The organism is Polynucleobacter sp. MWH-P3-07-1, from assembly GCF_018687555.1.
Classification (GTDB): Bacteria; Pseudomonadota; Gammaproteobacteria; order Burkholderiales; family Burkholderiaceae; genus Polynucleobacter.
The window spans coordinates 357367-381856 of sequence record NZ_CP061296.1; the positions used below are offsets into that span (position 1 = coordinate 357367).

Sequence of the window (24490 nt, forward strand, 5' to 3'; positions counted from 1 at the left end):
TAAGGTCGGCATGAAACTCAACTCAGCATATCTTCTTGCAAGCAGTTTTTTAATTTTGGCTACGAATGCGTTTGCACAAACTCCAAAGTACGAGGTGAGTGTTAGTCATCTACGTAATGAACGCTATTGTGAAGTTTTATATGGCAACCGGGATTGGCTGAGCCTGAAGATCAAGGTATTTAGTACCGAGGGTCTCAATGATTGTCCGGAGAAGTTGTGGAAGGGCGTGACAGAAAAAACGATTACAGATATGCACTCGGCCTCATTTGTGAAACTCAATGGCCCGCGTTACTGGACTATCGACGGCATTAAGGCTACAGGTGCCAATACCGTGAATCATGAGCGAGAAAGTTTTGGCGGCATTGAAATGAATTTGCGCGCAGTGATTGACATTAATCTCTGGCAGCTTTTTAGATCAGGTCATTACAAAGCAACGCCGGTTTCTCGAGAGACCAAGTGGGTCTATCAAGCTGGCAAAGAGGTGTATGAACTGGTTTCACCAGAGGGTCAAACCTATGTCATGCAGTCGTATTCTCAAATTGTGAATCCCACGTTGACCATGAAAGACCTTCCCACGCTGGGGGGGCAGTTGAAGCTACCAAAGGGGTGGACTTATCAAGCCCGCTTGCTAAAAGAAGATCTCAATCTCGAAGCGAATGGGACGGCGTATGTTCTTCAGGACAACCTAGAGAATAGCTACCAAAGAGAGTAGGGGCTTCAGGGGACTGCCCAAGTCACATTCAGCAAGTTTTGGAAGGGGGTTGGCTGTATCGCCATTGGCCCTAGGAATGGATGAATGTACAGAACCAAAAAGTACAACACGCCAACAATGGTCAGTCCCAAAAATAGAATGAGCACTGAGTGAATTTCTCGCGACCGCATTTCAAATAAGCAAGAGAAAAACAGAAAGACAAGAGCGCTACTCACTAAACCTACCCAAGCTGGAGGATCTAATGCGAACTTGGCGTTGTAAACACGGCTTCTCCTTAACTCAGCAGAGTCAGTGATTAAGCGAAGCATTTGTTGGTGGGCATTAATTTCACCAGCAGTCTTGGGCTGGAAGCGAACGATATCGCTTTCAATCTTGAGAAACTTGCGATAACTATCGATACTAAATTCATCCTTACTTAGGAGAGGCCAATCTTCCTCTATGACTGAATGTGTGTAGTCACGAATGGCTGCCTTACCTGCTTTATCAATCGCCGGAGGAAATGCTGAGTAGAGACGATAGATATTATTTAAATTACTCGCCTCTTTCGTGACCGCATCATTTACACCGTTATAGTTTTGCCAAACAAGCACGGTAATGAATGCAAAGACTAGGCTAAACACCACGCCCATAGCGTTATAGATATAGCCGGCGTAGGATGAATGATCTCGATTAAATAAATACCTTTTGAAAACAACCTGAAACAGGTAATAGAACGCAAAGCAAACAGAAAGTACCAGTATCACCAAGGCTACTCTGAGGCCTAGGTCAGATAAGCCTAGCAAAAAGCGCAAGAGGGGCAAATTTAGGGATAGATGAGGATCTGGATTCATTTATTACTTGTTCGTATGTTGATTTAGTGTAATGAACATTTTCTAGGGTGGCTAGCGCTATTTAGGTGTTATCTTGGTTTAAGCCCACCCGTTTTTGCTCAGCCAATACATAGGCTTTGCAAGCTTCACCTGCAGGTCTGGCACAGACAATATCTTGGGCGTCTATTCTGTGGTCGATCAGTTTCTGTAAACGCAGGATATCGCCATCGGCGCCAAAGTGGGGTAGCCATGCTCCCCAAAAGAACCCGAGGTCCTCAAGTCCTTCAATCAACTTCACTGAGTCTGGATGATGAATTGGGATATCGATATAGATTACAGGCGCTTGAAGGGATTCGGATTGCTGAATCTGATCCCGAACATCATCAATGACATCGTTGCCATCAACCCGAATATGGAGATATTCAACTGCGCCAGCACGATTGCTAGATGCCGCGATACTACCTTGATTGCTTGGCGCTTTACTGCTACTGGCATCCCCGATTGTTCGTGGCAATCCTAAATTGGCATTGAGAGACTCAAAAAAAGCATGATGATGTTTGGGCAAGAAGACTTCAAGGGGTTTATTTTTGAGCAAAGGTATAAAGAAGGGAATGAGCGAGTGTCTTACTTCGGCAATATTGTTCAAACCTTCCATATGCACGCTACTGGGCTGCCCATTGACCAATAAGCCTGTTTCATAACCACCAGTGGCAATGATTTCATCCTGACTAAAAGGGTGGTTGGTTACACAAGCAGACCAATACCCTGGAATCCCGAGTGCGATTGCTTCCTGATGCCTGACTTTGGATAGCTGGTCTGAAATGTGGTGTCCGCGATAGCTGGGATCTACCAAGAGCTTGCCAGCTTCAGGGACGGGGTCACCAGGCTCATCAAAGCTCAAAGCGCAATGACCGATGAGTTCATTTCCCTTGGGGTCAAGGGCAATTACTGAATGGAGTAGTCCTTGATTGAGGGCGCTACCCAGTTTCTGGGGATCATACAGAATTGGGTTGGGGTAGCTTGACCCGTAGCAACGGTGGACGCATTGGACAAGGCCATCAGCATCCTTGGGCTCCATTTTACGGATTTCAAGCTGAAGGGCTTCAGGACTGGGGTTTGATGGATCATTTGCGCTCATAGAAATATTCTAAGCTAATAAATTTGTTAGTATCAATCAAAGTATGTTGTCATCAACTTGCCCGTAAATAATCCGTTTTCATATTTGAAATGAGATACAAAAGATCTATGTCAGTCCTTGTTCAAAAATTGATTGGGGCGAAGAATCGCTTTCTAGTATTAGTCGGGATTCTCTGCTTAGCTGCTTGCTCTGCACCATCGCCTAATTTTGGAGAGATGTCTGAAAAGTACGCAAGCACTTTGGTGCAATATCAAATGAATATGCAGTTGGCCAATATTGTGCGTGCTTCAACACAGCGGCCAATGAGTTTCTTGGATATCCCTAACATTACTGGAGTGGGTACGATTACGACCACTGTTGGAGCCTCTGGATCTTTTTACACAAACGCAAGAAGTGCAACGAGTTCATTATTTACTCCTTCAGCATCGATAGCCGCTGCCAATCAATTTAACTTTTCGCAATCCTCTTTGGATAACTCTGTTTTTTGGAAATCATTCCTAGAAGAAATTCCACCGAGTTATATGAAGTACTTTATTCATAATCACATTCCCCGTGAATTGATGCTCAGTCTGGTAGTAGATTCCATTGTGATTACTGATCCCGATGGTACAAGACACTTCTACTTTAACAACCCCTTGCTACCAGGCTACCCGGAGTTCCAGAGACGTTTATATAAGCTAATTGACGCCAATTTATCGGTTAAAGAAGTTCCCGAGGAGATTGAAGAGGGCGGTCCCTACTCTAAAGAGCATATGGTGAAAACCTATGGAGCTAACTTTAAGCAGGTCTTATCCAATCAAAACAAAGGTGTTCGTCCAAGCTTAATCGGTAATCAAACGATGTATAGCATCGTTGGCTTTAGTAAAGTATTTAAGCTGTGTATTGATAATGATCACTACGAAAACTTTGTTAAAGAAGAGTTTGGCCCCAAGCTTTACTGTCAAGCGCCACCTGGCCAAGCATCTTTATCCAAGAAAGATCTCAAGGTCAATATTCGTTCAACCAGAAACATCTATGACTTCTTAGGACAGGTGGTCGCTGCCCAGCTAAGTGAACATCCCTATATGGTGACTCTGCCACCTACCGCCTATACCAATAATTTGAAGACGGGGCAGTCTAATCAATATGCTTTATTGGTCGTTGATAAGAATCGCGTGTACTCACCAAATGAGCCCAAGCCTTTTGCCTCTATCGAGTCAGAGGATGATGCGTTCTACTCGATTCCATCCCAAAATAACGGCTACTCTCCGATAGTGATTAACTTACTTTCACAGTTCTTGACCTTGTCTAAATCGCCTGGTGCTATACCGGCATCGCCAGCAGTCTTGATTCATTAATGAGAGCAGGACTTCGGGTATGACTTCCCAATTTTTGGGTTTCAAGCCCGAAGCGCTTCAGTTCTTAGAGGCGCTAACTGAAAATCAAAATCGTGTCTGGTTCGCTGAGCATCGCGAGGAATATGAGCAGTATGTTCGTGAGCCTATGAAAGCATTTACTGTGGCACTTTCTGATGCACTCGCCAAGAAAGATATTCCACTATGGGGGGACCCCAAAAAATCCTTATACCGAATTAACCGTGATGCCAGGTTCTCCAACGCTAAACATCCCTACAATATGCATGCCAGCGGCTTATTTACACGAACTGGTGATAAGCATTCTTCAGGCGTTTTATATTTTCGTCTTGATCCTTTGGGTAGCAGAGTTGCGGCAGGATATCTTCAGCCTGAAAGCCATATTCTCAAAAAATTACGTTTAGGGATTGTGAATCATCCGCAGGCTTGGCTAGCAATTGAGAAGACCTTGAAGAAAAAAGGCTACGCCTTAGATTATTCCCATAGCCTCGCTCGTATTCCTAGAGGTATCGAAGATATTCCAAGTGAAGTGGAAAGTGCTGTCAAGCTTAAAGGCTGGATTGTGCGCAAACAATTACCACGCTCCAGTATTTGTTCCAAAGAGCTCTTACAAGAGGTCACCAGCTTCGCCTCAGATCTGTTACCCCTGCTGAGCTTTGGATGGCATGCTTTAGAGGCCATGCCATAAATCATTTGCGCATTTATGGTCTATTATTTAGATCATGCCTAAGCCTTTAAATCTCCATTTACCGATTCAGCCTGCTGGTTCTGCGACGGATAGTCAGGGGCAAAAACTGGATGTGCCTAAGCAGTTAAGTGCATTGGTTTTGAATATCGCCAATCACATTGAGACTAAGAAGCTGAAGTCTCTTCCGGTTATTTCATTGGCACCCTTGACGGTGCGCCTACCTTCGGCTGGTGCAGCAGTCATTTTTCGCTTTGGCTGTGTCGTATTATTCGCCTCAAGCGAGAGTGATCGAGAGTGGTTGCTTGAACTCCTAAGCCCATTTTGCTCTGGCATGATGGACAACTTCTTAGAAGACTCTGTCAGAATTTTGATTGATTCAGCGCATCCTGAAGGTCCTGATGGGGATGATATTTACTTAAAAACTCCTGATTTGGACCGTATCAAAATTGTGGCGGAGATCTTAGCCAAATCCAATCAAATTGATTTTTTAGAGAGTCGCCTCAGTAGTGAGTTCGATAAGATTGAGCCACTAGCCTTGGATTTGGTGGATGACGGCGCATTCTCAGTCAATACCCGCAATCTCATGAAAACCGTTGGCACGATGTTGCTTGCCGAGCAGCGCATGGCCAATCGTGGGGATGTTACCGATCGCTTTAATTCTTTGCTGACGAATCCAGATCTGGTCTTATTGCATGCCCGTCTCGAAGATGAATATGAGCTGACGGAGCGCTCTTTACTGATTGAGCATAAGTTATCTACGATTGGAAGAACTGCAACTACTCTATTAGAGACAATGCGTTACTCGAGCTCTCATAAGGTGGAGATCTATATTCTGATATTGATCTTTATAGAGCTCTTGCTGTCGGTATACGGTTATTTCTTCCACTAAGATTCCCTTTTCAAGGAGCACTTTATGCACGCTTATCTCTACACTGCATTCATTACTCTTTTAACGGTGGCTTTATTGTTTGCCGTTACTTTTAATGTAGGCCGAGCGCGCGGTAAGTATCGAATTCAAGCTCCCGCCACTGCTGGTCACGAGATGTTTGAGCGAGCCTATCGTATTCAGCTCAATACCATTGAAAATGTACTCATGTTTTTGCCTGCACTTTGGCTCTACGCCATGTTCATTGGCGATAAGGGCGCGGGAGATTCCGGCATGATTTGGTTGGTGGGTCGCATTTGGTATGCAATCGCTTATCAAACGAATCCTGCCAAGCGAGGCTATGGCTTTCTGATTTCGCTCTTGGTGATTGCGGGGCTGTGGCTGGGTGCTGCTTATGGCATCTACGGCGCGTATCTCAAAGCCTAGCCGCTACTTGTAATATGAAAATTTGGCGAATGCAGCGCAACTGCTCACTGACACCAAAGCAGCTCTTCCAGTTTTATGCGGTTCTGGTGTTTTTCTCGCTACTGGTGGGGATCGGTTTTTTGATTGCCGGTGTCTGGGTAATCATCATTTTCACTTGTATTGAGTTGTGCGCTCTGACTTTAGGCTTCTTAATCTACGCACGTCATGCTCTCGACTATGAGGAGATTCAGCTGGATGGCACGGTTCTGAAGATCACTAAATTCATTGGTAGCAAGACAAAGACTTACGAATTCAATAGTCGTTGGACCCAAGTGCTGCTACCTGGGGATAAGCCCAAAATCTTTGTACTGAGTTCTGAGAATATCAATATTGAACTAGGGCAGTTTGTCAGGCAGGATCAAATGCCCCAGTTAATTTCAGAGATTAAATCCCGCCTAGGCTAGACCTCTACTCATGTGTTGCTAGTCTGATTTTTTAATCCGATCACTTTTCGATGTTCTCTGATAAAAAGAATCTGGCTTAGTCTTGACCCAGGCAATAAATCTTTGCATATCGGGATGCTCTTTAAGCGACTCTGCAGTATTCAGTTTCCGGGCCAGTTCAGTTTCATTAAAGAGGGCATGAATTTGTCTATGACAGATACGATGAAGATACTCGGTCGACTTGCCCCCTTTAGATTTTGGGATGAGGTGGTGGGCATCCATCTGGGGCTTCGGGATTACTCTTTCACAAATAGGGCAAACAACGGTCTCGACCTGTTTAATGGGGCCAATCTCAGCCGCGATCATTTTTTTACGAATCTTGCCGAGCATATTTTTCTATTGGAAAGGATTACTCAGTGCTTTCACTCGACGACTGCAAATTGCTTTAAGGTCTCTAGAGACACAGTCTTGAGTGCATTGATATGTGTGCTCTCTAACTTGATTTGCGGAGCGCAGTTGGCTGCTAGAGCTTCTGCCCAGCGATTAATGCACAGACACCATTGATCGCCTGCTACTAGCCCCGGAAACTGATATTCCGGTCTTGGGGTGATCAGATCATTGCCTTTTTCAAGGCTAAATTGCAGGAATGCCTTGGTGACAATCGCGCAGACTAGGTGTCTACCAATATCGTTGTCATCTGTTTTGCAGCAGCCATCCCGAAAGAACCCGGTTAAGGGGTCAAAAGAGCAGGGCACTAGGGGCTCTCCTAGAACATTGAGGGCAACTTCTTTGGTCATGAGGGCTTTCGGTGGATTAAAGCGTCGTTTAGGATGATCTAAGTGTAAGAAAAAATGCCTAAATTTGCTTGAAGTCGGCATTACTGCAAGAATTGTGGGTTCGCTTCATAATTGAGGTAGATATATAAAGCCTCGAGGCTTTCAGGAGAGACGGAATGATTAAGACAATTCGGATTAAATTAGCGCGCTGGATTTTGGGGCATCACTGCCCTTGCTACCAAATGGGCTATCACTCGATGGTCGATTTTCAGCAAAGAAGTGCAGATAAGCTGCAAGAATGCAAAAAGAATAGCCATTAAAGCTAGCTGACCTGCCAATGAGAATAGAAGATACCGACCCAGCAAGACACGCTGCTATTGAATACCCCATGGAAGTAGGGGCACCTGTCTTTGCTCCGATCAAGGTAGTTGAGGAGAAAGATAAGGCAGTCAATGTTGCTCGGCAAAACGCTAAGCTCGAGTACGACCGCATCATGGAGCAGGCAGAGGTATTAATGAAGCAGGCGCGAGCCTTGCAAGCTAGGCTAGATGCCACTGAAATGGTTCACTGTGCCAAGTTTGGTTTTAATCCCATTCATGGCAAAACCTACTACCTTTATTACGATGGCCGCAACGCAGTCAATATGCTGATTCAGAATGCACCCAATAATTGGAGTTGCGGTATTCCCGATAACTGGTCTTATTTGATGGCAGTCAAAAAGTTGGGTGACAGCACCTGGGCTATTGTTGAAGAAGAGCAATAAGAAACTCGTTCTCATCCTTGGGGATCAACTCGATTTAAACGGGGCAGCCCTCCAGGGATTTGATCCGCAGCATGACCAAATCATCATGGTGGAGTCAGCAAATGAGGCGCAGTATGTTTGGTCTCATAAAGCCAAGATTGCTTTATTTTTATCTGCGATGCGGCACTTTGCGCAACAGCTCAAAGATCAAAATTACCCCCTTGCTTATTATTCAGAATCTCCCCATACGATTACCGAGGTATTGCGAGAGCATCTGACAAAACACCAGATTCAACATTTGGTATGCGTTGAGCCTGGCGAGTGGCGTCTCAAAGAAGCTATTCAAGATTTGGCAACGGCACTCCAGATCCACTTAGAAATCCGAGAAGATACCCATTTCTTTTGTTCCCATAGTGAGTTTCGTGAGTGGGTTTCGAATAAAAAAGAATTGCGTCTGGAATACTTCTATCGCTTGATGCGTAAAAAGTATTCCATCTTGGTAGATGCTGATGGTAATCCTGAGGGCGGCCAGTGGAATTTTGATCAAGATAATCGTAAGCCCTATCCCAAGAAGGGTCCGGGGATTACCGATGCCCCTGCTGAATTTAAGCCCGATGCCATTACGCAAGCAGTCATTAAATACGTAAATCAAGCTTATCCAAAGCACCCTGGTTCATTGGAGCAATTCCACTGGCCCGTGACTCGTGAGCAAGCATTAAAAGCACTCGATTATTTTGTTGAGTATCGGCTGCGCAACTTCGGGATTTTTCAAGATGCGATGTGGACAGATACGCCTTTTGGTTGGCACTCCCTGCTATCCAGCGCATTAAATCTGAAGCTGCTCAATCCCCGTGAAGTCATTGATGCAGTACTTGAGGCCTGGAAAAAATACTCCCTAGATCTATCGACCATTGAGGGCTTTATTCGTCAGATTTTGGGCTGGCGTGAGTTTGTAAGGGGTATGTATTACCTTGATATGCCACAGATGGCTCAAGAGAATTTTTATGATCACCAGCGCTCACTGCCTAAGTGGTATTGGACCGGCGATACCCAAATGCAATGCATGAGGGATACGATTGGGCAGACTATGGAGTATGGCTATGCTCATCATATTCAGCGCCTGATGGTTACCGGTAACTTTGGACTCTTAGCGGAGATCTTGCCTTCTGCGGTATGCGATTGGTACCTCGCGGTGTATGTTGACGCGATCGAGTGGGTGGAGTTGCCCAACACCGCGGGCATGGCCTTATTTGCCAATGGTGGGCGCTTTACCAGTAAGCCCTATATTGCCAGTGGTGCATATATCAAGCGCATGAGCAATTACTGCAGCTCTTGTAAATACAAACCGGATGTGCGCTTTGGTGAAACCGCATGCCCGGTAACCAATTTGTACTGGAATTTCTTGATTAAACATCGCAAGCAATTTGATGGCAATCCCCGCACCCGATTGATGACTGCTAATCTAAACAAGATTAGTCCCGAGGATCAACAACAAATTGCCTTGCATGCAGATCAAATTCTCAATCATTTGGATGAACTATAAGACGATCCGATGAGCACATCCTTCAAAGGTAATAAATCATTCCTCCCCAGCAAGCTCTGCGTAGTATGCAAAAGAGAAATGACGTGGAGAAAATCCTGGGCCAAGAATTGGGAAGAGGTGAAGTATTGTTCTGAGGCTTGTAAAAAGAAAAAGCCCAGCAATAGCTAGGCTTCTTCTGAAAGCTTAAACCTAATTTAGTGGATAGCTAACTCAGGCTCTGGAACAGAAGAGCGAATCAGGTAATCAAACGCTCCCAAGGAGGCCTTGGCACCTTCACCCATTGAGATGATGATTTGCTTGTAAGGTACGGTAGTGCAATCACCCGCAGCAAAGACCCCTGGCATCGAGGTCTCGCCCTTATCGCTAATCAAAATCTCACCGCGGGGTGATAAATCAATCGTGCCTTTGAGCCAATCGGTATTCGGTAACAAGCCAATCTGTACAAAGATACCTTCCAACTCAATCACATGCTCGCTCTCATTGGTGCGATCTTTATAGCGCAAGCCATTGATCTTCTTGCCATCACCCAATGCTTCGGTGGTGAGTGCGCTAGTCAAGACGGTGACATTAGGCAGGCTATTGAGCTTGTTTTGTAGAACGGCGTCTGCACGCAATTTGCTATCAAACTCAATCAGGGTCACATGGCTAACAATACCCGCCAAGTCAATCGCAGCTTCTACCCCTGAGTTACCACCACCGATGACCGCGACACGCTTGCCTTTATATAAGGGACCATCGCAGTGAGGGCAATAGGCCACACCTTTATTGCGATACTCATCTTCGCCTGGGACATTCATCGATCTCCAGCGCGCGCCGGTACTAATGATCATGGATTTGCTTTTGAGGACAGCACCATTCTCAAGCTCGACTTCCAATCCTACATCGGTCTTACGCAGCGCCTTCGCACGTTGTAAGTTCATGATGTCGACATCATAGCTTTTGACATTTTGCTCAAGAGCCTGTGTGAGCTTAGGCCCTTCGGTTTCTTTAACCGAGATGAGGTTTTCAATTCCCAGGGTATCCATCAACTGGCCGCCGAAGCGCTCAGCAATAATGCCGGTCCGAATGCCCTTGCGCGCCGAATAGATTGCGGCAGCAGAGCCTGCAGGACCACCACCAACAATCAAGACATCAAATGCATCTTTGGCACTCAACTTCTTTGCAACTTCCTTAGCATTGCCGGTATCCAGTTTGGCTACGATCTCTTCAACAGTCATGCGCCCCTGGCCATACACTTCACCGTTGAGAATCACGGTTGGAACAGCCATGATTTGGTATTGATCGACCAAACCTTGATACAGAGCGCCATCGATCATTTCATGTTCGATATTCGGATTGAGCGCTGCCATCAAATTAAGGGCCTGAACTACGTCTGGGCAGTTGTGGCAAGACAGAGAGATAAAGGTCTGAAAGCGCATCTTCTCTGATAAACCACGGATACTGTTGAGTACCTCTTCTTCCACTTTAGGTGGGTAGCCACTTGCTTGCAAGATGGCCAAGATGAAAGAAGTCATCTCATGACCCATGGGCAAGCCGGCAAAGGTGATACGTGCTGCATCTCCTGCCTTGGCTACGGTAAAACTGGGCTTGTGCTCAGCATTGCCATCAGTATTAACAGTAATTTTGTCTGACTGCTGCGCTACCTCATTCAAGAGCTCGAGCATTTCAGCGGATTTGGGGTCGTCATTCAGGCTCGCTGTCAAAACGATCGGATCGACGATTCTCTCGAAATAGGCCTTTAACTGGGCTTGAATATTGCTATCTAACATGGTGCTTTCCTTACGGTATTGGTGCTGGTGAGTCTATTGGAGAGGACTTTTGATCCTCTCCAATAGACTCTCCGAAGAGAGTCTGACTGGGTAATACAAAAGACAACTAACTACTAGAAACCAATACTTAGATCTTGCCTACGAGATCCAAAGATGGTGTCAAGGTTGCTGCGCCTTCTTTCCATTTCGCTGGGCAAACTTCACCTGGGTGAGCAGCGGTGTACTGAGCAGCTTTCAACTTACGTACTGTCTCGGAAACATCGCGAGCGATTTCGTTAGAGTGAATTTCTGCAGTTTTGATGATGCCTTCTGGATTGATGATGAAGGTGCCACGCAATGCTAGACCAGCTTCTGGAATGTGTACGCCAAATGCATTGGTCAAAGTATGGGTTGGGTCACCAACCAATGGGAACTTGGCTTTACCTACTGCAGGTGAAGTCTCGTGCCACACTTTGTGTGAGAAATGGGTATCAGTAGTGATGATATAAACTTCGGCACCCATTTTTTGGAATTCAGCATAGCTATCAGCAGCATCTTCAATTTCAGTAGGGCAATTGAAAGTAAAAGCAGCTGGCATAAAAATGAATACAGACCACTTGCCTTTGATGCTCTCATCAGAAACGGTAACGAACTTACCGTTGTGGAAAGCTTCAGTCTTAAATGGCTGAACTTGGGTATTAATAATGGACATAGAGTTCCTTTCAGGGTTTACAAATGAGTTACAACGGGATCCATTCTGCGGGAAGGGTGCCAAGCCGTCCAATGAATAATATTTATGGAAGCTATCAGTTATTTATATTGATAGCTAAAAACTATAATTATGACAGATTTGTCATGAGGGAGAAAGCTAAGCCCTTGTTATCAAGGGATTTTTTGGTGGATCTTTAGTCTTGCAGCAGACTTCTGAGCATCCAAGCCGTTTTCTCATGGATGTTCTGGCGCTGAGTTAGCAAGTCTGCGGTGGGCTGATCGCCGGCTTTTTCGACTAAGGGAAAGAGCTTACGGGCTGTTTTAGAGGTCGCTTCCTGAGCCTTGACCAGAAGTTTGACCATTTCCATGGCCTTGGGTACCCCAGAGACCTCTTCAATAGATGTCAGCTTGCTGTATTCCTGATAGGTTGCTGGAGCAGGCTCACCCAATGCCCGGATACGCTCAGCGATGAGATCCAATGCAGCCCACTGCTCGGTGTACTGCCCCATGAACATTAAATGCAAGGTATTGAACATCGGCCCGGTCACATTCCAGTGAAAGTTGTGTGTCATGAGATAGAGGGTATAGCTATCGGCTAACAGTTTTGATAGACCCTCAGCAATCGCTTTGCGATCTTTCTCATCAATACCAATATCAATTTTTGTGCTCATGACAGCTCCAGTTTTTAAGTATCAAGTTTCATTATGAATCATTCTCTTTGACAAATGCAGGATTAAAAATATATAAGCGAATTAGTCAAATTTAGGTCGAATCTAGGAGTAAGCTAGCTATATAAAATAGAATCATCAATAACAAAACAAAAACCAATTCACAAATTACAAAACACTAAAGGGGTAGGTATGTCAGCAAATCACGTCGTCATTTGGGTGGACCATAGAGAAGCCCATATCTTGTACTTTGATGCGAGTTTGAATCAAATGATTAAAACTGATGGCGCTCACCCCCATCTGCATCACAAGGCTAACGAAATCGGTAGCGGTAATGCTCCTGAAGAGCATGCCTTCTTCCATCAAGTGATTAGCGCAGTAAAAGACGCGCATGAAATTTTGATTGTCGGTCCAGGCTCAGCTAAGAATGAATTACAAAAACATGCAGTAGCGCACGATCCTGCGATTGCTCAGAAAATTGTCGGTGTTGAAACAGTAGATCACCCAACCGATGGTCAGGTATTGAATTTTGCTAAGCAGTTTTTTCACAAGGTCGACCAATTACGGGGCATCTAGTCATCTTTCCCTGAATTGTCATTTTGATTTAGTGCACTATGAAACCATTTTTCGCTAAGCTATTTGATGTTTTCACAATCATTGCCACTTTCTCTTTTGTGGCCGGAGTAGTCTTATTTGCGGTAGATGGTAACAACCGAAACGGTAACGGCAACCAATCCACCTTCTTTATAGGGGAAGTCATTTGGTTTGCGGTCATCATTGGCTTGAACTATCTGGCACTGGGGAAGGCTACTTTGTGGAATGGCAAGCAGCGTCAAGATCAGGATCCAAAATAAAAGCCACCCAAGGGTGGCTTTTTACTGACAAACACTGCTTTACTTCATCCAGCGGATAAAGTGATCCTTAGTACGTCTCACTTTTTGGAGTTTGACCAACCAATCTTCATCAGTCTTGCGATAACCCAAAGGCAGCATTACGACGCTGCGTAAGCCTTGGGCCTGGAGATTCAAAATGGCATCTAGCGCCTTGGCATCAAAGCCCTCCATAGGCGTGCTGTCGACTTCTTCATAGGCTGCCGCAATTAAAGCAGTACCCAAACCAATATAAGCTTGCTTGGCGGTATGCGTGAAATTGACTTCTGGATCTCTGGTTGGGTAATTCTTCAGGAGCATCTGGCGATAAGCAGTACCGGATTCCGTTTTCAGATTGCGAATCTCTTCAGTCATATCGAATGCCTGATTGATGCGATCTGCTGTGTAGTTATCCCATGCGGCAAAGACTAATAAATGAGAGCAGTCAGTCACTTGGGATTGGTCATTGGAGATCGCTCTAATTTTGCTGCGGATCTCTGGGTTAGTAATCACGATGATTTCGTAGGGCTGCAGGCCACTTGAGCTCGCAGTCAAGCGAATCGCTTCTAGAATGTGATCCAGCTTCTCTTGAGGAACCACTTTGCTTGCATCCATCTTCTTAGTGGCATAGCGCCACTGTAATTTCTCAATCAGACTCATTTTTTCCTTTGGGTGGGGTTAACGAAGGGAAGGTTTTAGTGTAGAACATCCTCAGGTGTGGTGCTGCAGGTTGCTGAGTGCAAGGTGTGTCAGATAAACCTATAAATCCTGCATTTAAGAGAGGGTTTGCCCTTATGGGGGATTCATAAAAAATAGTTATTCTTATCTCAACCATAAATCATTGTGGAGGAGGCATTTATGAATTCAGAAAACTTTACCAATAGACGTAAAGTCATTACAACTGCCTTAGCTGGTGGGGCTAGCTCTTTATTACCATCTTGGGCTTTGGGCGCCGATAGAACGAATTTGCCAATTGCCTATGGCGAGCGCGAACTCATGGCATTTCCTGAGAAGAAGCCCATGATTGTGCTGACTTCTCGCCCCCCTCAACTAGAGACCCCATTTCAGTATTATGACAATCATGTCATTACGCCAAATGATGAATTCTTTGTGCGCTATCACATGGCTGGTATTCCAACTTCGATTGACCCTGCAACATATAAATTAAGTATCAGTGGCAATGTTGAGAAGCCCTTAGAGATTTCTCTGGAAAGTCTGAAGAAGAATTTTCCTTCCCAAAGAATCGTTGCAGTAAATCAGTGCTCGGGTAATAGTCGCGGTTTATTTGAGCCTAGAGTCAATGGTGGACAGTTAGGTAATGGTGCGATGGGAAATGCCGCATGGGTTGGCGTTTCCTTAAAAGACATTCTCAAGGCCGCCAATCCTGGTCGAGGTGCCAAGCAGGTGACATTTAATGGCTTAGACCAACCTGTTCTCCCAAGTGATTCTGATTTTGTCAAAGGTCTTGATATTGATCACGCCATGGATGGCAATGTGATGGTTGCCTACCAAATGAATGGCACTGATATTCCATTCTTAAATGGTTATCCAATCAAGTTGATTGTCCCTGGTTACTATGGCACCTATTGGGTGAAGCATCTCAGCGAAATTAAAGTAGTTGATGATGTCTATAACGGATACTGGATGAATCCAGCGTATCGAATTCCGGACAATGACTGCAATTGTGTTGAGCCTGGTACAGCACCTTCGAAAACTATTCCCATTAATCAATTCACAATCCGTTCTTTCATTACCAACTTTACGGATAGCAGCGTAGTGACTGTAGGCAAACCCATTCAGGCTCGAGGGATTGCTTTTGATGCGGGTTATGGCATTAAGAAGGTATTGTTCTCACAAGATAACGGCCAAAGCTGGACTGAGGCCAGATTGGGCCAAGATCTGGGACGTTTCTCCTTTAGAGAATGGCGTACTGAATTCACGCCCAAACAGAAAGGCACGCTGAATTTGAGGGTGAGGGCATTTAACCATGCTGGACAAATCCAACCGATGACTGCTTCGTGGATGCCTGCTGGATATATGCGAAATGTGGTCGAAACTGTCAAAGTTACAGCAGTTTAAGGAGAGCCAGATGAAAAAAATGATTTTGCTTCTCGCCCTCTTCGCAATCACATCAATGGCTCAGGCTAAAACAATTGAGCTGCCATCCGATACGGTGTTATGGAGGCCGTCTGATTTGCCTGGCTATGAGTTGACTTTGCAGAAATGTTCTACCTGTCATTCAGCTCACTATGCCGAATATCAGCCGCCCAACACAGGACCGGGGTATTGGAATGCTCAGGTCTTGAGAATGAAGAATGTGTTCAAGGCACCCATTACCGATGAAGAAGTGCCAGTCATTGTGGATTATCTGAATAAGACTTATGGCGCCAATAGGAAGTAAAACTGCAGTCAACCGAAATGGAGAATGAATTGAATATTAATCAAACAATGCTGAAAGCGTTATTTGGAGCATGTATTGGCCTAGCCGCATTAGCGGCATCAGCGCAATCCATGAATGTCACTCTCAATGGGTCACAAGAAGTGCCACCTGTCATGACCTCGGCTTCTGGAGTTGCTGCCATTACCGTTGGTCCTGATGGCTCAGTCAGCGGTACGATCACCACGACTGGCATCGAGGGCACAATGGCGCATATCCATGAAGCGCCAATGGGTCAAAATGGACCGGTCATTGTGCCGTTCACAAAGACGGCAGACAATATTTGGTCTGCTCCTGCTGGCGCTAAATTCACTGACGCACAACTTCAAAGCCTCAAGAGCGGTAATCTTTATCTGAACGTTCATAGCGCGACTAATAAAGCAGGGGAAATCAGGGGGCAACTAAAACCCTAAACCTCTGCTTGCGTAGATTACAAGAAACCACCCTCGGGTGGTTTTTTATTGCCTTCATTCTTGATGAGCTATGAAGTGGGTAGGCTTAAGCAAAATTTAGCGAATAGATTGATAATTTCTAGATCGTGATTATCAAAATAAACAAAGCTGCCCGTAAGTCAATCGACACTCTGATCGATATTGCCGCACACTCATCGCTAATGCAACCGGTGCAGGCAAGTGAAATTAGTAAAAGACTGCAAATTTCTAAAAGTCGTCTCGAGGTCTTCCTTGCGAACCTAAAGTCTGCTGGTTTGGTTCTATCGGTAAAAGGTCGGGGAGGGGGTTACCTGCTCGCAGAAAAGCTTGAAACGCTTTCCATCGATGATTTCATGCAAAGACTGAAAAATCTTAATTATGGGAAGTCAAAGATATCTGAGCTCGCAAATGATGTTTTATTGAACATTGAAAAATATATTCAGGAATGTTTGGCCAGAGTATCTTTCGAGGCCTCTATTCAAAAAGCAGTGCCAGACTTTAACGAAATTACCGAGGCTCCAAAGTTACAAAAGATAGCAGTCGGAAAGCAGAGCAGAACACGCCAATCCAAGCCTAAAGCTCAAGCAATTGGCATTCCCTTAGTGCGTCATGCTGAACCTGAAGTTAGGGGGCCAAACTCTGTCTTTAGTTTTGGTCAATACTTGTTGAATGATCATTGAATTGTGATGGCTAGTAGTAAAGCTTATCCACCGCTAGCCTTTGTTGATATTGAAACGACGGGCTCCAATTTCGAACGAGACCGCATCACTGAGATTGCAGTCAAAACGCTTTATGAAGATCGCGTTGAAGTATGGGAAAGCTTGCTTAATCCACAAGTATTTATACCGAACAATATTCAGCAGCTCACGGGGATTTCTCCGCAGATGGTGCAGAATCAACCAGAGTTTTCGGAACTGGCCAAAGAGATCTATAGTCAGCTAGAGGATAAGGTTTTTGTGGCACACAATGCCCGCTTTGATTATGGCTTCATTAAAGCCTCCTTCAAACGATTAGGGATCGACTTCAAGCCCAGGGTACTCTGCACCGTTAAGCTCTCAAGGCATCTCTTTCCAGAACAAAAAAGACATAATCTAGATACGCTCATTCAGGTTCATGACCTCAAAGTGAGCTCCAGACACAGGGCCTTAGGTGATGCAGAGCTATTGCATCAGTTTTGGCAGGTCTGTGAAGCGAGATTCGGTAAGGAAAAATTACTCAGCGCGATTGATGCATTGACTGCAAATGCGAGTTTGCCAAGCCATATAGACAAAGACTTGATTAATCAAATTCCAGACAAACCTGGCGTCTACATTTTTTATGCTGAAAATAAAGCCCCTCTATATATTGGTAAAAGTATCAATATGCGTACTCGGGTATTGAGTCATTTTCATAGCAACCTTAGCAATCGTAAAGAGATGAAGCTGGCTCTGCAGGTGAAAGATATTGACTGGATTGAAACCAGTGGAGAAATGGGAGCCCTGCTACTGGAGTCTCAACTGATTAAGGAGCGACTACCTGCCCTGAATATTAAATTAAGGCGCTCTAAGGATTTATGCGCTTGGCAATTGCAAGATCATGATGGGGTCATGACCCCCGTCTTAGTCAGCCACCGAGATCTGCAACCAGGGGTTCAAGAAAATCTATATGGACTCTTTTATAGCAAGAGAGAAGCGCATCAATGTCTCCAGTCCTTGGCAAAGCGCCATCGCCTCTGTGAGCTTACGCTGGGGCTAGAAAAGTCTGTCGATAAAAAAGCCTGCTTTGGTTATCACGTGAAGCAATGCAATGGAGTCTGCGTGGGTCAAGAAGAGGTCAAACTGCATAATCTGCGACTCATGACCGCCCTCGAAGCCTTCAAAGTGAAGATTTGGCCTTATCCTGGCCCAATTGCCATTGTCGAGGGAGAGGCTATGCACGTTGTAGATCGTTGGTGCTACCTAGGCTCAGCCATCAATGAGGCTGAGCTCTATGAGCTTGCAACCGAGGGTGAAGCGGAATTTGATTTGGATATCTACAAGATCCTTAAAAAACAGCTGAGCTCTATCCCAAATCATCAGATTGTTGCTTTGGCACGTACGCAATGAAAAAAGTATTCAAGCCACTACTTACTTGGATCTCTCAATTGAAGATATTCTTCGATGACGTATTGAGCTTCATTCGTTCAAATCTGCGCTAAACATGAAATCGATCAATCTAGCCCTCAGTGCTGAAGACTTATCTCGGGTAATAGAAATGGCCTGGGAGGACAGAACTCCTTTTGATGCTATTGAGAAATCCTTCGGTTTATCTGAGTCGCAAGTCATTGCACTCATGCGTAAATCCCTTAAAAGGACTTCATTTAAGATTTGGCGTGAACGTGTTTCGGGACGAGCGACTAAGCATCAGGCTTTGCGCAGCAAGCTCGTTACCAGAGCATATTGCCCCACTCAATACAAGCAAAAGTGAGTCACTAGCAAATGCTACCAGGGAAGTTTTTCACCTGAATAGCTTAAGAAAGAACCGCTATCGCTTTTCTCAAGAGCCAAAAGCACATTCAGCATATCGCTAGCAGCCTCAAGCGCAGGCCTGCCTTTCAGTTCACCACCAAAGGGTTTAGATAATCTGGATTGAACTGTGCCTGGATGCAAAGCAATTAAGGCGGCATTAGGCTTGGTGCGAGCCAGCTCAATTGCTGCTGTCTTGATGATCATATTCAGAGCGGCTTTTGAGGCTCGGTAGCTATACCAGCCACCTAGTCGATTATCTTCAATGCTACCTACCTTAGCTGAGAGTGTCGCCATCACGCTGTGTTGGGGGTCTAACAGTTTGACAAAGTATTTCAGGGTGAGGGCCGGACCAATCGTATTGGTATTGAGTAGAGCGCTGAAGCTATCAGCAGTGAGGTCATCTAATCGTTTTTCTGGGGTGAAGTGCTCACCATGTAAAACACCGATGGTATTAATAATCAATTGAAAGGGACCTTGCGCAGCTAGTGCTTGCGCAGCATCAGCAATCGAATCTACATCCTCATAGTCGATTGATGGGACCGATTGACGGTGGATGCCAATCACTTTTTCGCATAAAGGGTGTTGCTGTAATAGATCCATCAATGCAGTACCAATCGATCCTGAAGAGCCGATGACCAGTGCGTTAAAGGGATGATTGAGTATTGGCATGAATCCTTAATGGTAGCGATGGGGGTGGTCAGCAGGCTTTATTAATAAGCCTTAATATAAGCTCAAATGAATCCACTGGAAAAACTGACCTTATTTTATGACGGCGCCTGCCCACTGTGCCAGGCCGAGATCCTATTTTTAAGTAAACGTAATCAAGCGGGATTATTGGCTTTTGTGGATATCAATTCAGCAAACTATGACGTCAATACCGTGGGGGTTTCATGTAACGAAGCTTTAGCCTCCATGTATGCTCAATATGAGAGTGGGGTACTCATTAATGGTGTTGAAGTGTTCTTGCAGGCTTACAAAAGAGCGAACTTACCTGTACTGGTATGGCTATTCTCGCGACCTTATTTAAGGCCAGCGTTGAATCTGAGTTATCGACTGTTTGCTCGATTTCGTCATCCAATTTCGAGATTGTTGGGGCCTAGCGCTCTGTCCCTGGTTCAAAACTCAAGCAAAGTCCGTTAATGTCCAAGATTCAAAATATCGCCATTATTGGCACTGGGATGGCTGGTATCTCCTGTGCCAAGGTTTTGCAGGCCGCAGGCAAGACAGTAACTTTGTTTGATAAAAGTGCCGGCCCAGGCGGTCGCATGAGCTCAAGGCTATTTGAGCAGTGGGCTGCTGATCATGGAGCGCAATACTTCACTGCAAAAGATGAGCCATTTAATTGTGTTGTTAATTCCTGGCTCGCGCAAGGATTCATAGAGCCCTGGCTAGGAAAAATTGTTTCCATCCATAAAGATAAAATTGAGCAAGTGGAGAACTCTGGCCAACGTTTTGTTGGCGTTCCCAATATGAACTCTCTCGCTAAATATCTAGTTGAAGATTTAACTGTGAAATATTCACACACAATTAATAAAATAGAGCGAGATGGTAATCATTGGAAATTATGTTCTAAAGAGCACGGTCCAACTCAAGATAGTTTTGATTTGCTTGTGATTGCCATTCCGGCGAAGCAAGCTTCAGTCCTGATCCCAAGTAAGCTGACCAGCCTTCAAAAAATCTGCACATCAGCACAAATGCTCCCATGTTGGACGCTGATTGCTTATCAGGACAGCAAAATTGACCTGCCGTTTGATGGCGCATTTATAGATGAAAGTCCATTTTCTTGGATTGCAAGAAACAACTCTAAGCCTGCAAGGTCAAGTTATGAGTCTTGGACTGCGCAAGCAAATTCCGAGTGGTCAAAAGAATATATGGAGTGCAGCAACTATGAGGTTGAACCTCTATTGGTCAGTGCATTTGAAAAGATCACTGGCCAGCCCTGCAAACTGTATCAAAGCCATTTGTGGAGATATGCCAGAGTAGAGCACCCACAAGAACAATCCTTTATCTTGGATCAGAAGCATGGCCTTGGTATCTGCGGCGATTGGTTATTGCATTCCACGGTAGAGGGGGCATGGACTAGCGGGTACCTACTGGCAGAGCAAATTCAAAACCTTGGCACCTTACCACCTACCTACTAAAACATGTTAACTACCAGCAACCAAGCGGAGAAAAAGAATGAGCAATACTGATAAACGTTGCTGTGGATCGGGTGTTTGTATTATTAATCAGCAAGGCGAATGCTGGTGTGGCCAAGCTTGGAATGGCAGTAAGATGGCGCCGCCAAGCTTCATACCACCAGGAATCAACGCTGAGAATAGCGAAGTCACACTATCCAAACAAGATGAGTTAAAGCCTAAAGAATAGGAGTTATCAATGGAAAAAATGCATTTCACCAGAATGGACGAAGGGACTCCGGCTGATTTTGCACTGATGAAAAAGGTTCACGAGCACACATTGGCAGCTTTGCCGGATAAGCTCTATGCACTCTTGGAGAATCTTGCTAAAGACACAGCCTATAACATCACTCGAAAAGAGCATTCTTTACAAGCGGCTACTCGGGCGCTACGTGATGGTAAAGATGAGGAGTATGTTGTTGTGACCTTGTTTCATGATATTGCTGAGCCTTTAGGGCCTTTTAATCATGGTGAAGTGATCGCATCCATATTGCATCCTTTTATTTCTAGAAATAATTATTGGATGTTGGTCCAGCATGGTTTATTCCAAGCCTATTTTTATGGTGACAAGATTGGTGTAGATCCTAATGCGCGAGATCAGTTCAAATCTGATCCGGCATATGATCAAACTGTCGAGTTTTGTGCCAAGTATGATGAGATCTCTTTTGATCCCAATTACAAAAGCGAACCTTTATCGACCTTTGACCCGATGGTTAGGCGGGTGCTGCAGAAGCAATGGGTTGCTCCGTAAACACTGTTGCTAGCTAATTACTTTAGTTCGCCAATTCTTGAACCAGAGCCTCAAATTGCGCTGGATCAAAGTGGAGATTATCAAAGCGATATAGGGCAGGATGATTGGGGGGATCTATTCGTCTTGTAGCGTATTGATCCCAGTGTTCAAGTTTCCACTGATCTCTAGGATCGCCACGTCGTTGCATTCTTCGTTTAGCCTCCTCTTCAATCAGATCAATCCAGGCAATCTGAATGTGCGTTTCTCTTGGGATGCCGAGTTGTTCCGCACTAAACACCTTGCCTGCTTGAATCTCTCTTGAGAAAGGCCCAACCAACAGTACGTTGATGCCTAAGCTTAAGTTCTCCCGAGCTAGATCAAGGAGTCCGGAATACTCCCAATCACGCAGATTTTCCAGATAGAAGGGGCTGTCACGGTCATTGGGGTTATTGGTACACAATTGCATAACGTGTGAACTAAAAGCCCCATAGACAGTATCTTTATCTAAAAAGCAAAAATCTTGACCAGTCTTTTCAATTAAAAGAGGTAATGCTTTTTTAGCCAGTGTCGACTTACCGGTTCCAGCATGGCCGGCAAACACAATTAAGCGTGGTGGATTAGAAAGTATTGGCATTCGCTCAGTCTACGTTCATTAATAACCCGACAACATGAAATTAATGTGGCCCATTTGCACATCCGTTGAGACAAGTTGCACACGAACTTTATTGCCTATGGTGGCATTTTTGGGCAGTTTTAAAAGCATACCCTCTGCTGGAGGATTAAAAATACGAACCCACCCATAGTTAGGAGTGATGCCCGTGATAATCCCATTAAATTCTTTTCCGATATAGGGCTCTAAAAATAGGGCGGCATCTGATTTACGCATTCTGCGCTCCACCTTACGAATCGCATCTTCCTGGGTGGTGCAGTGAAGTGCAAGTGCATAGAGCTCTTGATTGTCATACAGGCTGCGCTGACCAATGAGGGCCTGCTTAATCATGCGTAGCGTAATTAGATCCGGAAAGCGGCGATTGGGCGCTGTGGAGTGCATATAGTCCTGCACCGCTAGGCCAAAGTGGCCAATGGGTTTTTCTCCAGGGTGCTCCAGCACATATTCTCCAGGTCCCATGAGTTTGACTATGACCAAAGAGAGGTCAGGGAAGCGTTCTGGGTCGGCCACATGTCGTTTAGATAAGAATTCAGAAAGTGCTTTTGAATCTGGGGAGCTGGGCAAAAGCGCTCCGTACTGTTTGGCTAATTCCACAATCCGCAGCCAGCGTTCGGGACTGCGGACAACGCGACGTAGGGAGGGAATGCCTTTCTTCAGTAAAAATCGAGCAGTGGATTCATTAGTGGCAATCATGAACTCTTCTATCAGTTGCCGGCCGCGATTTTGAATTTGCTCTGCAATATCAATAATTTTCTCCCCAGCAAAAATCGCCTTGGGTTGGAAGATTTCAAATTGCAATGAGCCTGCTTGGTGGCGCCTCAATCTTAATTTTTGGGCAATGGCATCTTGAGTTTTAATTTGTAGATCCATACCCGGTAAATCAGCAATGGCTTTGGGGGCGTGAGTTTTTCCGTCGATCCAGTCTGAAGTAGCATCGTAAGCGAGTTTGGCTTTATTTCGAACCTTAGCGCGATAGATGGTTGAGCCCAGAATTTCACCGGTAGCCGATACCGCCATTTCAGTGACTAATGCAAGACGGTCTTCATTGAAATTCAAAGAGCTCAGATTGGTTGACAGCTTCTCTGGAAGCATCGGGAAAATACGAGAGGAGGTATAGATTGAGGCTGTGTTGAGTTTGGCGTGTTGATCGATTGGACTATCTTTTTTGATCAGGCCATCAACATCAGCAATGGCAACATAAATTTTGTGCTGACCATTACCAATATCTTCACAAGCACTGAGTTGATCGAGATCGAGGGAATCATCATTGTCTAAGGAGCACCATAGAAGGTGGCGGAGATCTTGAAGGCTGGGATCGCTCTCTTCAGCTGCTGATTGAATTTGAGTGAGCTGATCCTGAACTGCTTCTGAAAAATCAGGCTCGAGCCCATGCTCTTTCATCACTACCACAGCAATTTTGGCTAAATCAGCGCGAGTGAAATGCTGATGATGCATAGAGTATGGGTTTAGATAGGGCGTATTGATGACATGAAATCAGTATATAAGCATTAAACACGCTAGCGGCTATCAAACTGAATAATCAAGTTTAGCGAGGACATAGCCTAGTATTCATCGACTAGTTTCATAGTGAAGGATCCATCATTGCTGTCATCCTTGGACGGGTGGTTAACGGTATCAGCGACAAGGTAAGCGATGCTTCCGGGGTCTACAAAGTTGACAGCGATGCCCAGGTTGTTTGGTGAAATAAGAAATCGATAGGTTTTACCACTTTCGAATTGATAGGCATGAGAAAACGTGCCGAAATTGCCATCCGTAAAGCTGAATACTTTCAGAACATGTCTGCCTGCTGGTATGTTGACCTGACAGCTATCGCCATTTGGAATGACGCATACATCAGTTTCACCGATATAAACCCTTGCTCTATCAATGCTGGTTAGCATCGTATTTTCTCGATTAAAAATGAGAGTAACGTCTCCCCCGGGATTTACTAGCGTTGGGACTTGTATAGATGCACTTTGGCATCCAGCAATCAGTGCGAAAAAACCAACGCACAGTAATATTTTGTATGACATATTTAGCCCGAAAGTGTGTTTCATTACAGGAGAACC

Annotated in this window: 34 protein-coding genes; 22 read left to right on the plus strand and 12 right to left on the minus strand. The window is 45.0% G+C overall.

What is annotated here, in order from left to right; translation table 11 throughout:
• Window positions 1–10: 10 nt before the first annotated feature.
• On the plus strand, window positions 11–712 hold the full coding sequence (locus tag ICU98_RS01955; protein WP_215352476.1) for a hypothetical protein: 702 nt from the start codon (window positions 11–13) through the stop codon (window positions 710–712).
• A gap of 5 nt (window positions 713–717) precedes the next feature.
• On the opposite strand, the gene ICU98_RS01960 is transcribed toward ICU98_RS01955, so the two are convergent.
• Both ICU98_RS01960 and ICU98_RS01965 read right to left on the minus strand, forming a co-directional pair.
• The gene (locus tag ICU98_RS01960; RefSeq protein WP_215352477.1) at window positions 718–1542 is read right to left on the minus strand and encodes a DUF4239 domain-containing protein; all 825 of its coding nucleotides are present in this window, start codon (window positions 1540–1542) and stop codon (window positions 718–720) included.
• Between the two features lie 61 nt (window positions 1543–1603).
• Window positions 1604–2659 (minus strand): GNAT family N-acetyltransferase, encoded by a 1056-nt coding sequence (locus ICU98_RS01965; protein WP_215352478.1) that lies wholly within the window; start codon window positions 2657–2659, stop codon window positions 1604–1606.
• 107 nt (window positions 2660–2766) lie between these two features.
• Here ICU98_RS01965 and ICU98_RS01970 point away from each other — a divergent pair, with 107 nt between their 5' ends.
• From ICU98_RS01970 to ICU98_RS01990, 5 genes are read left to right on the plus strand one after another with little or no spacing between them, the layout of a single operon-like run.
• Window positions 2767–3996 carry a hypothetical protein gene (locus ICU98_RS01970; RefSeq protein ID WP_215352479.1) on the plus strand — a complete coding sequence of 410 codons (1230 nt, stop codon included), beginning with the start codon at window positions 2767–2769 and terminating at the stop codon, window positions 3994–3996.
• A gap of 19 nt (window positions 3997–4015) precedes the next feature.
• A complete protein-coding gene (locus ICU98_RS01975) occupies window positions 4016–4699 on the plus strand; it encodes a DUF2461 domain-containing protein (RefSeq protein WP_215352480.1) in 684 nt (227 codons plus the stop codon).
• 34 nt (window positions 4700–4733) lie between these two features.
• A complete protein-coding gene (locus ICU98_RS01980; RefSeq protein ID WP_215335146.1) occupies window positions 4734–5588 on the plus strand; it encodes an RMD1 family protein in 855 nt (284 codons plus the stop codon).
• Window positions 5589–5612: 24 nt separating this feature from the next.
• Window positions 5613–6011 carry an MAPEG family protein gene (locus tag ICU98_RS01985; protein ID WP_215352481.1) on the plus strand — a complete coding sequence of 133 codons (399 nt, stop codon included), beginning with the start codon at window positions 5613–5615 and terminating at the stop codon, window positions 6009–6011.
• Window positions 6012–6025: 14 nt separating this feature from the next.
• Window positions 6026–6454 carry a DUF2244 domain-containing protein gene (locus ICU98_RS01990; protein WP_215352482.1) on the plus strand — a complete coding sequence of 143 codons (429 nt, stop codon included), beginning with the start codon at window positions 6026–6028 and terminating at the stop codon, window positions 6452–6454.
• Between the two features lie 18 nt (window positions 6455–6472).
• Here the strand turns inward: ICU98_RS01990 and ICU98_RS01995 are convergent, their stop codons facing one another.
• Both ICU98_RS01995 and ICU98_RS02000 read right to left on the minus strand, forming a co-directional pair.
• A complete protein-coding gene (locus ICU98_RS01995; RefSeq protein WP_215335152.1) occupies window positions 6473–6823 on the minus strand; it encodes an HNH endonuclease in 351 nt (116 codons plus the stop codon).
• A gap of 32 nt (window positions 6824–6855) precedes the next feature.
• Window positions 6856–7230, minus strand: coding sequence for a DUF2237 family protein (locus ICU98_RS02000; protein ID WP_215352483.1), 375 nt, complete (start codon window positions 7228–7230; stop codon window positions 6856–6858).
• A gap of 155 nt (window positions 7231–7385) precedes the next feature.
• On the opposite strand from ICU98_RS02000, the gene ICU98_RS02005 reads away from it, so the two are divergent.
• The 4 genes from ICU98_RS02005 to ICU98_RS02020 are packed head-to-tail and all read left to right on the plus strand — an operon-like array spanning window position 7386 to window position 9662.
• Window positions 7386–7529: a hypothetical protein gene (locus tag ICU98_RS02005; protein ID WP_215335156.1), complete on the plus strand. Its 144-nt coding sequence runs from the start codon at window positions 7386–7388 to the stop codon at window positions 7527–7529.
• 17 nt (window positions 7530–7546) lie between these two features.
• Window positions 7547–7972: a DUF2452 domain-containing protein gene (locus tag ICU98_RS02010; RefSeq protein WP_112208888.1), complete on the plus strand. Its 426-nt coding sequence runs from the start codon at window positions 7547–7549 to the stop codon at window positions 7970–7972.
• Window positions 7956–9494, plus strand: a complete 1539-nt coding sequence (locus ICU98_RS02015; RefSeq protein ID WP_215352484.1) for a cryptochrome/photolyase family protein — start codon at window positions 7956–7958, stop codon at window positions 9492–9494. Before ICU98_RS02010 ends, ICU98_RS02015 begins: the two co-directional genes overlap by 17 nt.
• 9 nt (window positions 9495–9503) lie before the next feature.
• Window positions 9504–9662, plus strand: a complete 159-nt coding sequence (locus tag ICU98_RS02020) for a DUF2256 domain-containing protein (RefSeq protein ID WP_215352485.1) — start codon at window positions 9504–9506, stop codon at window positions 9660–9662.
• A 26-nt stretch (window positions 9663–9688) separates the two neighbouring features.
• On the opposite strand, the gene ahpF is transcribed toward ICU98_RS02020, so the two are convergent.
• The 3 genes from ahpF to ICU98_RS02035 all read right to left on the minus strand — a co-directional run bounded on the left by ahpF (window position 9689) and on the right by ICU98_RS02035 (window position 12624).
• Window positions 9689–11263 (minus strand): alkyl hydroperoxide reductase subunit F, encoded by a 1575-nt coding sequence (gene ahpF / locus ICU98_RS02025; protein ID WP_215352486.1) that lies wholly within the window; start codon window positions 11261–11263, stop codon window positions 9689–9691.
• Between the two features lie 127 nt (window positions 11264–11390).
• Window positions 11391–11954 (minus strand): alkyl hydroperoxide reductase subunit C, encoded by a 564-nt coding sequence (gene ahpC / locus ICU98_RS02030; RefSeq protein ID WP_215335167.1) that lies wholly within the window; start codon window positions 11952–11954, stop codon window positions 11391–11393.
• 193 nt (window positions 11955–12147) lie between these two features.
• The gene (locus ICU98_RS02035) at window positions 12148–12624 is read right to left on the minus strand and encodes a Dps family protein (protein WP_215335169.1); all 477 of its coding nucleotides are present in this window, start codon (window positions 12622–12624) and stop codon (window positions 12148–12150) included.
• Between the two features lie 189 nt (window positions 12625–12813).
• On the opposite strand from ICU98_RS02035, the gene ICU98_RS02040 reads away from it, so the two are divergent.
• On the plus strand, window positions 12814–13197 hold the full coding sequence (locus ICU98_RS02040; RefSeq protein WP_215352487.1) for a translational machinery protein: 384 nt from the start codon (window positions 12814–12816) through the stop codon (window positions 13195–13197).
• A 38-nt stretch (window positions 13198–13235) separates the two neighbouring features.
• Window positions 13236–13475 carry a hypothetical protein gene (locus ICU98_RS02045; RefSeq protein WP_215352488.1) on the plus strand — a complete coding sequence of 80 codons (240 nt, stop codon included), beginning with the start codon at window positions 13236–13238 and terminating at the stop codon, window positions 13473–13475.
• Window positions 13476–13514: 39 nt separating this feature from the next.
• On the opposite strand, the gene ICU98_RS02050 is transcribed toward ICU98_RS02045, so the two are convergent.
• Window positions 13515–14150, minus strand: a complete 636-nt coding sequence (locus ICU98_RS02050) for an NAD(P)H-dependent oxidoreductase (protein ID WP_215352490.1) — start codon at window positions 14148–14150, stop codon at window positions 13515–13517.
• A 198-nt stretch (window positions 14151–14348) separates the two neighbouring features.
• Here ICU98_RS02050 and ICU98_RS02055 point away from each other — a divergent pair, with 198 nt between their 5' ends.
• From ICU98_RS02055 to ICU98_RS02080, 6 genes are all read left to right on the plus strand, one after another.
• The gene (locus ICU98_RS02055; RefSeq protein ID WP_215352492.1) at window positions 14349–15569 is read left to right on the plus strand and encodes a molybdopterin-dependent oxidoreductase; all 1221 of its coding nucleotides are present in this window, start codon (window positions 14349–14351) and stop codon (window positions 15567–15569) included.
• A gap of 10 nt (window positions 15570–15579) precedes the next feature.
• The gene (locus ICU98_RS02060; RefSeq protein WP_215352493.1) at window positions 15580–15891 is read left to right on the plus strand and encodes a cytochrome c, class I; all 312 of its coding nucleotides are present in this window, start codon (window positions 15580–15582) and stop codon (window positions 15889–15891) included.
• A 29-nt stretch (window positions 15892–15920) separates the two neighbouring features.
• Window positions 15921–16340, plus strand: a complete 420-nt coding sequence (locus ICU98_RS02065; RefSeq protein ID WP_251365369.1) for a CHRD domain-containing protein — start codon at window positions 15921–15923, stop codon at window positions 16338–16340.
• Window positions 16341–16465: 125 nt separating this feature from the next.
• On the plus strand, window positions 16466–17038 hold the full coding sequence (locus ICU98_RS02070) for an Rrf2 family transcriptional regulator (RefSeq protein WP_215352495.1): 573 nt from the start codon (window positions 16466–16468) through the stop codon (window positions 17036–17038).
• A 6-nt stretch (window positions 17039–17044) separates the two neighbouring features.
• Window positions 17045–18442 carry a 3'-5' exonuclease family protein gene (locus ICU98_RS02075; RefSeq protein ID WP_215352496.1) on the plus strand — a complete coding sequence of 466 codons (1398 nt, stop codon included), beginning with the start codon at window positions 17045–17047 and terminating at the stop codon, window positions 18440–18442.
• Between the two features lie 94 nt (window positions 18443–18536).
• Window positions 18537–18803: a TIGR03643 family protein gene (locus tag ICU98_RS02080; protein WP_215352497.1), complete on the plus strand. Its 267-nt coding sequence runs from the start codon at window positions 18537–18539 to the stop codon at window positions 18801–18803.
• A gap of 14 nt (window positions 18804–18817) precedes the next feature.
• Here the strand turns inward: ICU98_RS02080 and ICU98_RS02085 are convergent, their stop codons facing one another.
• Complete coding sequence (locus ICU98_RS02085; RefSeq protein ID WP_215352498.1) at window positions 18818–19513, minus strand: SDR family NAD(P)-dependent oxidoreductase; 696 nt, start codon at window positions 19511–19513, stop codon at window positions 18818–18820.
• A gap of 66 nt (window positions 19514–19579) precedes the next feature.
• Here ICU98_RS02085 and ICU98_RS02090 point away from each other — a divergent pair, with 66 nt between their 5' ends.
• Genes ICU98_RS02090 through ICU98_RS02105 form a run of 4 tightly spaced genes read left to right on the plus strand, consistent with a single transcriptional unit; the run spans window position 19580 to window position 21772 of the window.
• Window positions 19580–19984 carry a thiol-disulfide oxidoreductase DCC family protein gene (locus ICU98_RS02090; RefSeq protein ID WP_215352499.1) on the plus strand — a complete coding sequence of 135 codons (405 nt, stop codon included), beginning with the start codon at window positions 19580–19582 and terminating at the stop codon, window positions 19982–19984.
• Window positions 19984–20985, plus strand: a complete 1002-nt coding sequence (locus tag ICU98_RS02095) for an NAD(P)/FAD-dependent oxidoreductase (protein ID WP_215352501.1) — start codon at window positions 19984–19986, stop codon at window positions 20983–20985. Before ICU98_RS02090 ends, ICU98_RS02095 begins: the two co-directional genes overlap by 1 nt.
• A gap of 37 nt (window positions 20986–21022) precedes the next feature.
• The gene (locus ICU98_RS02100; protein WP_215352503.1) at window positions 21023–21211 is read left to right on the plus strand and encodes a hypothetical protein; all 189 of its coding nucleotides are present in this window, start codon (window positions 21023–21025) and stop codon (window positions 21209–21211) included.
• Window positions 21212–21220: 9 nt separating this feature from the next.
• The gene (locus ICU98_RS02105) at window positions 21221–21772 is read left to right on the plus strand and encodes a hypothetical protein (protein WP_215352505.1); all 552 of its coding nucleotides are present in this window, start codon (window positions 21221–21223) and stop codon (window positions 21770–21772) included.
• A 22-nt stretch (window positions 21773–21794) separates the two neighbouring features.
• On the opposite strand, the gene ICU98_RS02110 is transcribed toward ICU98_RS02105, so the two are convergent.
• The 3 genes from ICU98_RS02110 to ICU98_RS02120 all read right to left on the minus strand — a co-directional run bounded on the left by ICU98_RS02110 (window position 21795) and on the right by ICU98_RS02120 (window position 24454).
• Complete coding sequence (locus ICU98_RS02110) at window positions 21795–22385, minus strand: ATP-binding protein (protein WP_215352508.1); 591 nt, start codon at window positions 22383–22385, stop codon at window positions 21795–21797.
• 18 nt (window positions 22386–22403) lie between these two features.
• Window positions 22404–23876, minus strand: coding sequence for a ribonuclease catalytic domain-containing protein (locus ICU98_RS02115; protein ID WP_215352511.1), 1473 nt, complete (start codon window positions 23874–23876; stop codon window positions 22404–22406).
• Window positions 23877–23983: 107 nt separating this feature from the next.
• Entirely contained in the window at window positions 23984–24454 is a 471-nt protein-coding gene (locus ICU98_RS02120; protein WP_215352512.1) for a hypothetical protein, read from the minus strand.
• Window positions 24455–24490 lie beyond the last annotated feature (36 nt).

What these genes read in the sequence shown, in the direction of transcription:
- ICU98_RS01960 (WP_215352477.1), bottom strand. Translation starts at nt 1,542, where the DNA reads ATGAATCCAGATCCTCATCTATCCCTAAATTTGCCCCTCTTGCGCTTT.
- ICU98_RS01995 (WP_215335152.1), bottom strand. Translation starts at nt 6,823, where the DNA reads ATGCTCGGCAAGATTCGTAAAAAAATGATCGCGGCTGAGATTGGCCCC.
- ICU98_RS01980 (WP_215335146.1), top strand. Translation starts at nt 4,734, where the DNA reads ATGCCTAAGCCTTTAAATCTCCATTTACCGATTCAGCCTGCTGGTTCT.
- ICU98_RS01975 (WP_215352480.1), top strand. Translation starts at nt 4,016, where the DNA reads ATGACTTCCCAATTTTTGGGTTTCAAGCCCGAAGCGCTTCAGTTCTTA.
- ICU98_RS02055 (WP_215352492.1), top strand. Translation starts at nt 14,349, where the DNA reads ATGAATTCAGAAAACTTTACCAATAGACGTAAAGTCATTACAACTGCC.
- ICU98_RS02010 (WP_112208888.1), top strand. Translation starts at nt 7,547, where the DNA reads ATGAGAATAGAAGATACCGACCCAGCAAGACACGCTGCTATTGAATAC.
- ICU98_RS02105 (WP_215352505.1), top strand. Translation starts at nt 21,221, where the DNA reads ATGGAAAAAATGCATTTCACCAGAATGGACGAAGGGACTCCGGCTGAT.
- ICU98_RS02035 (WP_215335169.1), bottom strand. Translation starts at nt 12,624, where the DNA reads ATGAGCACAAAAATTGATATTGGTATTGATGAGAAAGATCGCAAAGCG.
- ICU98_RS02045 (WP_215352488.1), top strand. Translation starts at nt 13,236, where the DNA reads ATGAAACCATTTTTCGCTAAGCTATTTGATGTTTTCACAATCATTGCC.
- ICU98_RS02060 (WP_215352493.1), top strand. Translation starts at nt 15,580, where the DNA reads ATGAAAAAAATGATTTTGCTTCTCGCCCTCTTCGCAATCACATCAATG.
- ICU98_RS02120 (WP_215352512.1), bottom strand. Translation starts at nt 24,454, where the DNA reads ATGTCATACAAAATATTACTGTGCGTTGGTTTTTTCGCACTGATTGCT.
- ICU98_RS02075 (WP_215352496.1), top strand. Translation starts at nt 17,045, where the DNA reads ATGGCTAGTAGTAAAGCTTATCCACCGCTAGCCTTTGTTGATATTGAA.
- ICU98_RS02115 (WP_215352511.1), bottom strand. Translation starts at nt 23,876, where the DNA reads ATGCATCATCAGCATTTCACTCGCGCTGATTTAGCCAAAATTGCTGTG.
- ICU98_RS02040 (WP_215352487.1), top strand. Translation starts at nt 12,814, where the DNA reads ATGTCAGCAAATCACGTCGTCATTTGGGTGGACCATAGAGAAGCCCAT.
- ICU98_RS02095 (WP_215352501.1), top strand. Translation starts at nt 19,984, where the DNA reads ATGTCCAAGATTCAAAATATCGCCATTATTGGCACTGGGATGGCTGGT.
- ICU98_RS02085 (WP_215352498.1), bottom strand. Translation starts at nt 19,513, where the DNA reads ATGCCAATACTCAATCATCCCTTTAACGCACTGGTCATCGGCTCTTCA.
- ahpF (WP_215352486.1), bottom strand. Translation starts at nt 11,263, where the DNA reads ATGTTAGATAGCAATATTCAAGCCCAGTTAAAGGCCTATTTCGAGAGA.
- ahpC (WP_215335167.1), bottom strand. Translation starts at nt 11,954, where the DNA reads ATGTCCATTATTAATACCCAAGTTCAGCCATTTAAGACTGAAGCTTTC.
- ICU98_RS02100 (WP_215352503.1), top strand. Translation starts at nt 21,023, where the DNA reads ATGAGCAATACTGATAAACGTTGCTGTGGATCGGGTGTTTGTATTATT.
- ICU98_RS02110 (WP_215352508.1), bottom strand. Translation starts at nt 22,385, where the DNA reads ATGCCAATACTTTCTAATCCACCACGCTTAATTGTGTTTGCCGGCCAT.
- ICU98_RS01970 (WP_215352479.1), top strand. Translation starts at nt 2,767, where the DNA reads ATGTCAGTCCTTGTTCAAAAATTGATTGGGGCGAAGAATCGCTTTCTA.
- ICU98_RS01985 (WP_215352481.1), top strand. Translation starts at nt 5,613, where the DNA reads ATGCACGCTTATCTCTACACTGCATTCATTACTCTTTTAACGGTGGCT.
- ICU98_RS02090 (WP_215352499.1), top strand. Translation starts at nt 19,580, where the DNA reads ATGAATCCACTGGAAAAACTGACCTTATTTTATGACGGCGCCTGCCCA.
- ICU98_RS01955 (WP_215352476.1), top strand. Translation starts at nt 11, where the DNA reads ATGAAACTCAACTCAGCATATCTTCTTGCAAGCAGTTTTTTAATTTTG.
- ICU98_RS01990 (WP_215352482.1), top strand. Translation starts at nt 6,026, where the DNA reads ATGAAAATTTGGCGAATGCAGCGCAACTGCTCACTGACACCAAAGCAG.
- ICU98_RS02050 (WP_215352490.1), bottom strand. Translation starts at nt 14,150, where the DNA reads ATGAGTCTGATTGAGAAATTACAGTGGCGCTATGCCACTAAGAAGATG.
- ICU98_RS02005 (WP_215335156.1), top strand. Translation starts at nt 7,386, where the DNA reads ATGATTAAGACAATTCGGATTAAATTAGCGCGCTGGATTTTGGGGCAT.
- ICU98_RS01965 (WP_215352478.1), bottom strand. Translation starts at nt 2,659, where the DNA reads ATGAGCGCAAATGATCCATCAAACCCCAGTCCTGAAGCCCTTCAGCTT.
- ICU98_RS02080 (WP_215352497.1), top strand. Translation starts at nt 18,537, where the DNA reads ATGAAATCGATCAATCTAGCCCTCAGTGCTGAAGACTTATCTCGGGTA.
- ICU98_RS02000 (WP_215352483.1), bottom strand. Translation starts at nt 7,230, where the DNA reads ATGACCAAAGAAGTTGCCCTCAATGTTCTAGGAGAGCCCCTAGTGCCC.
- ICU98_RS02020 (WP_215352485.1), top strand. Translation starts at nt 9,504, where the DNA reads ATGAGCACATCCTTCAAAGGTAATAAATCATTCCTCCCCAGCAAGCTC.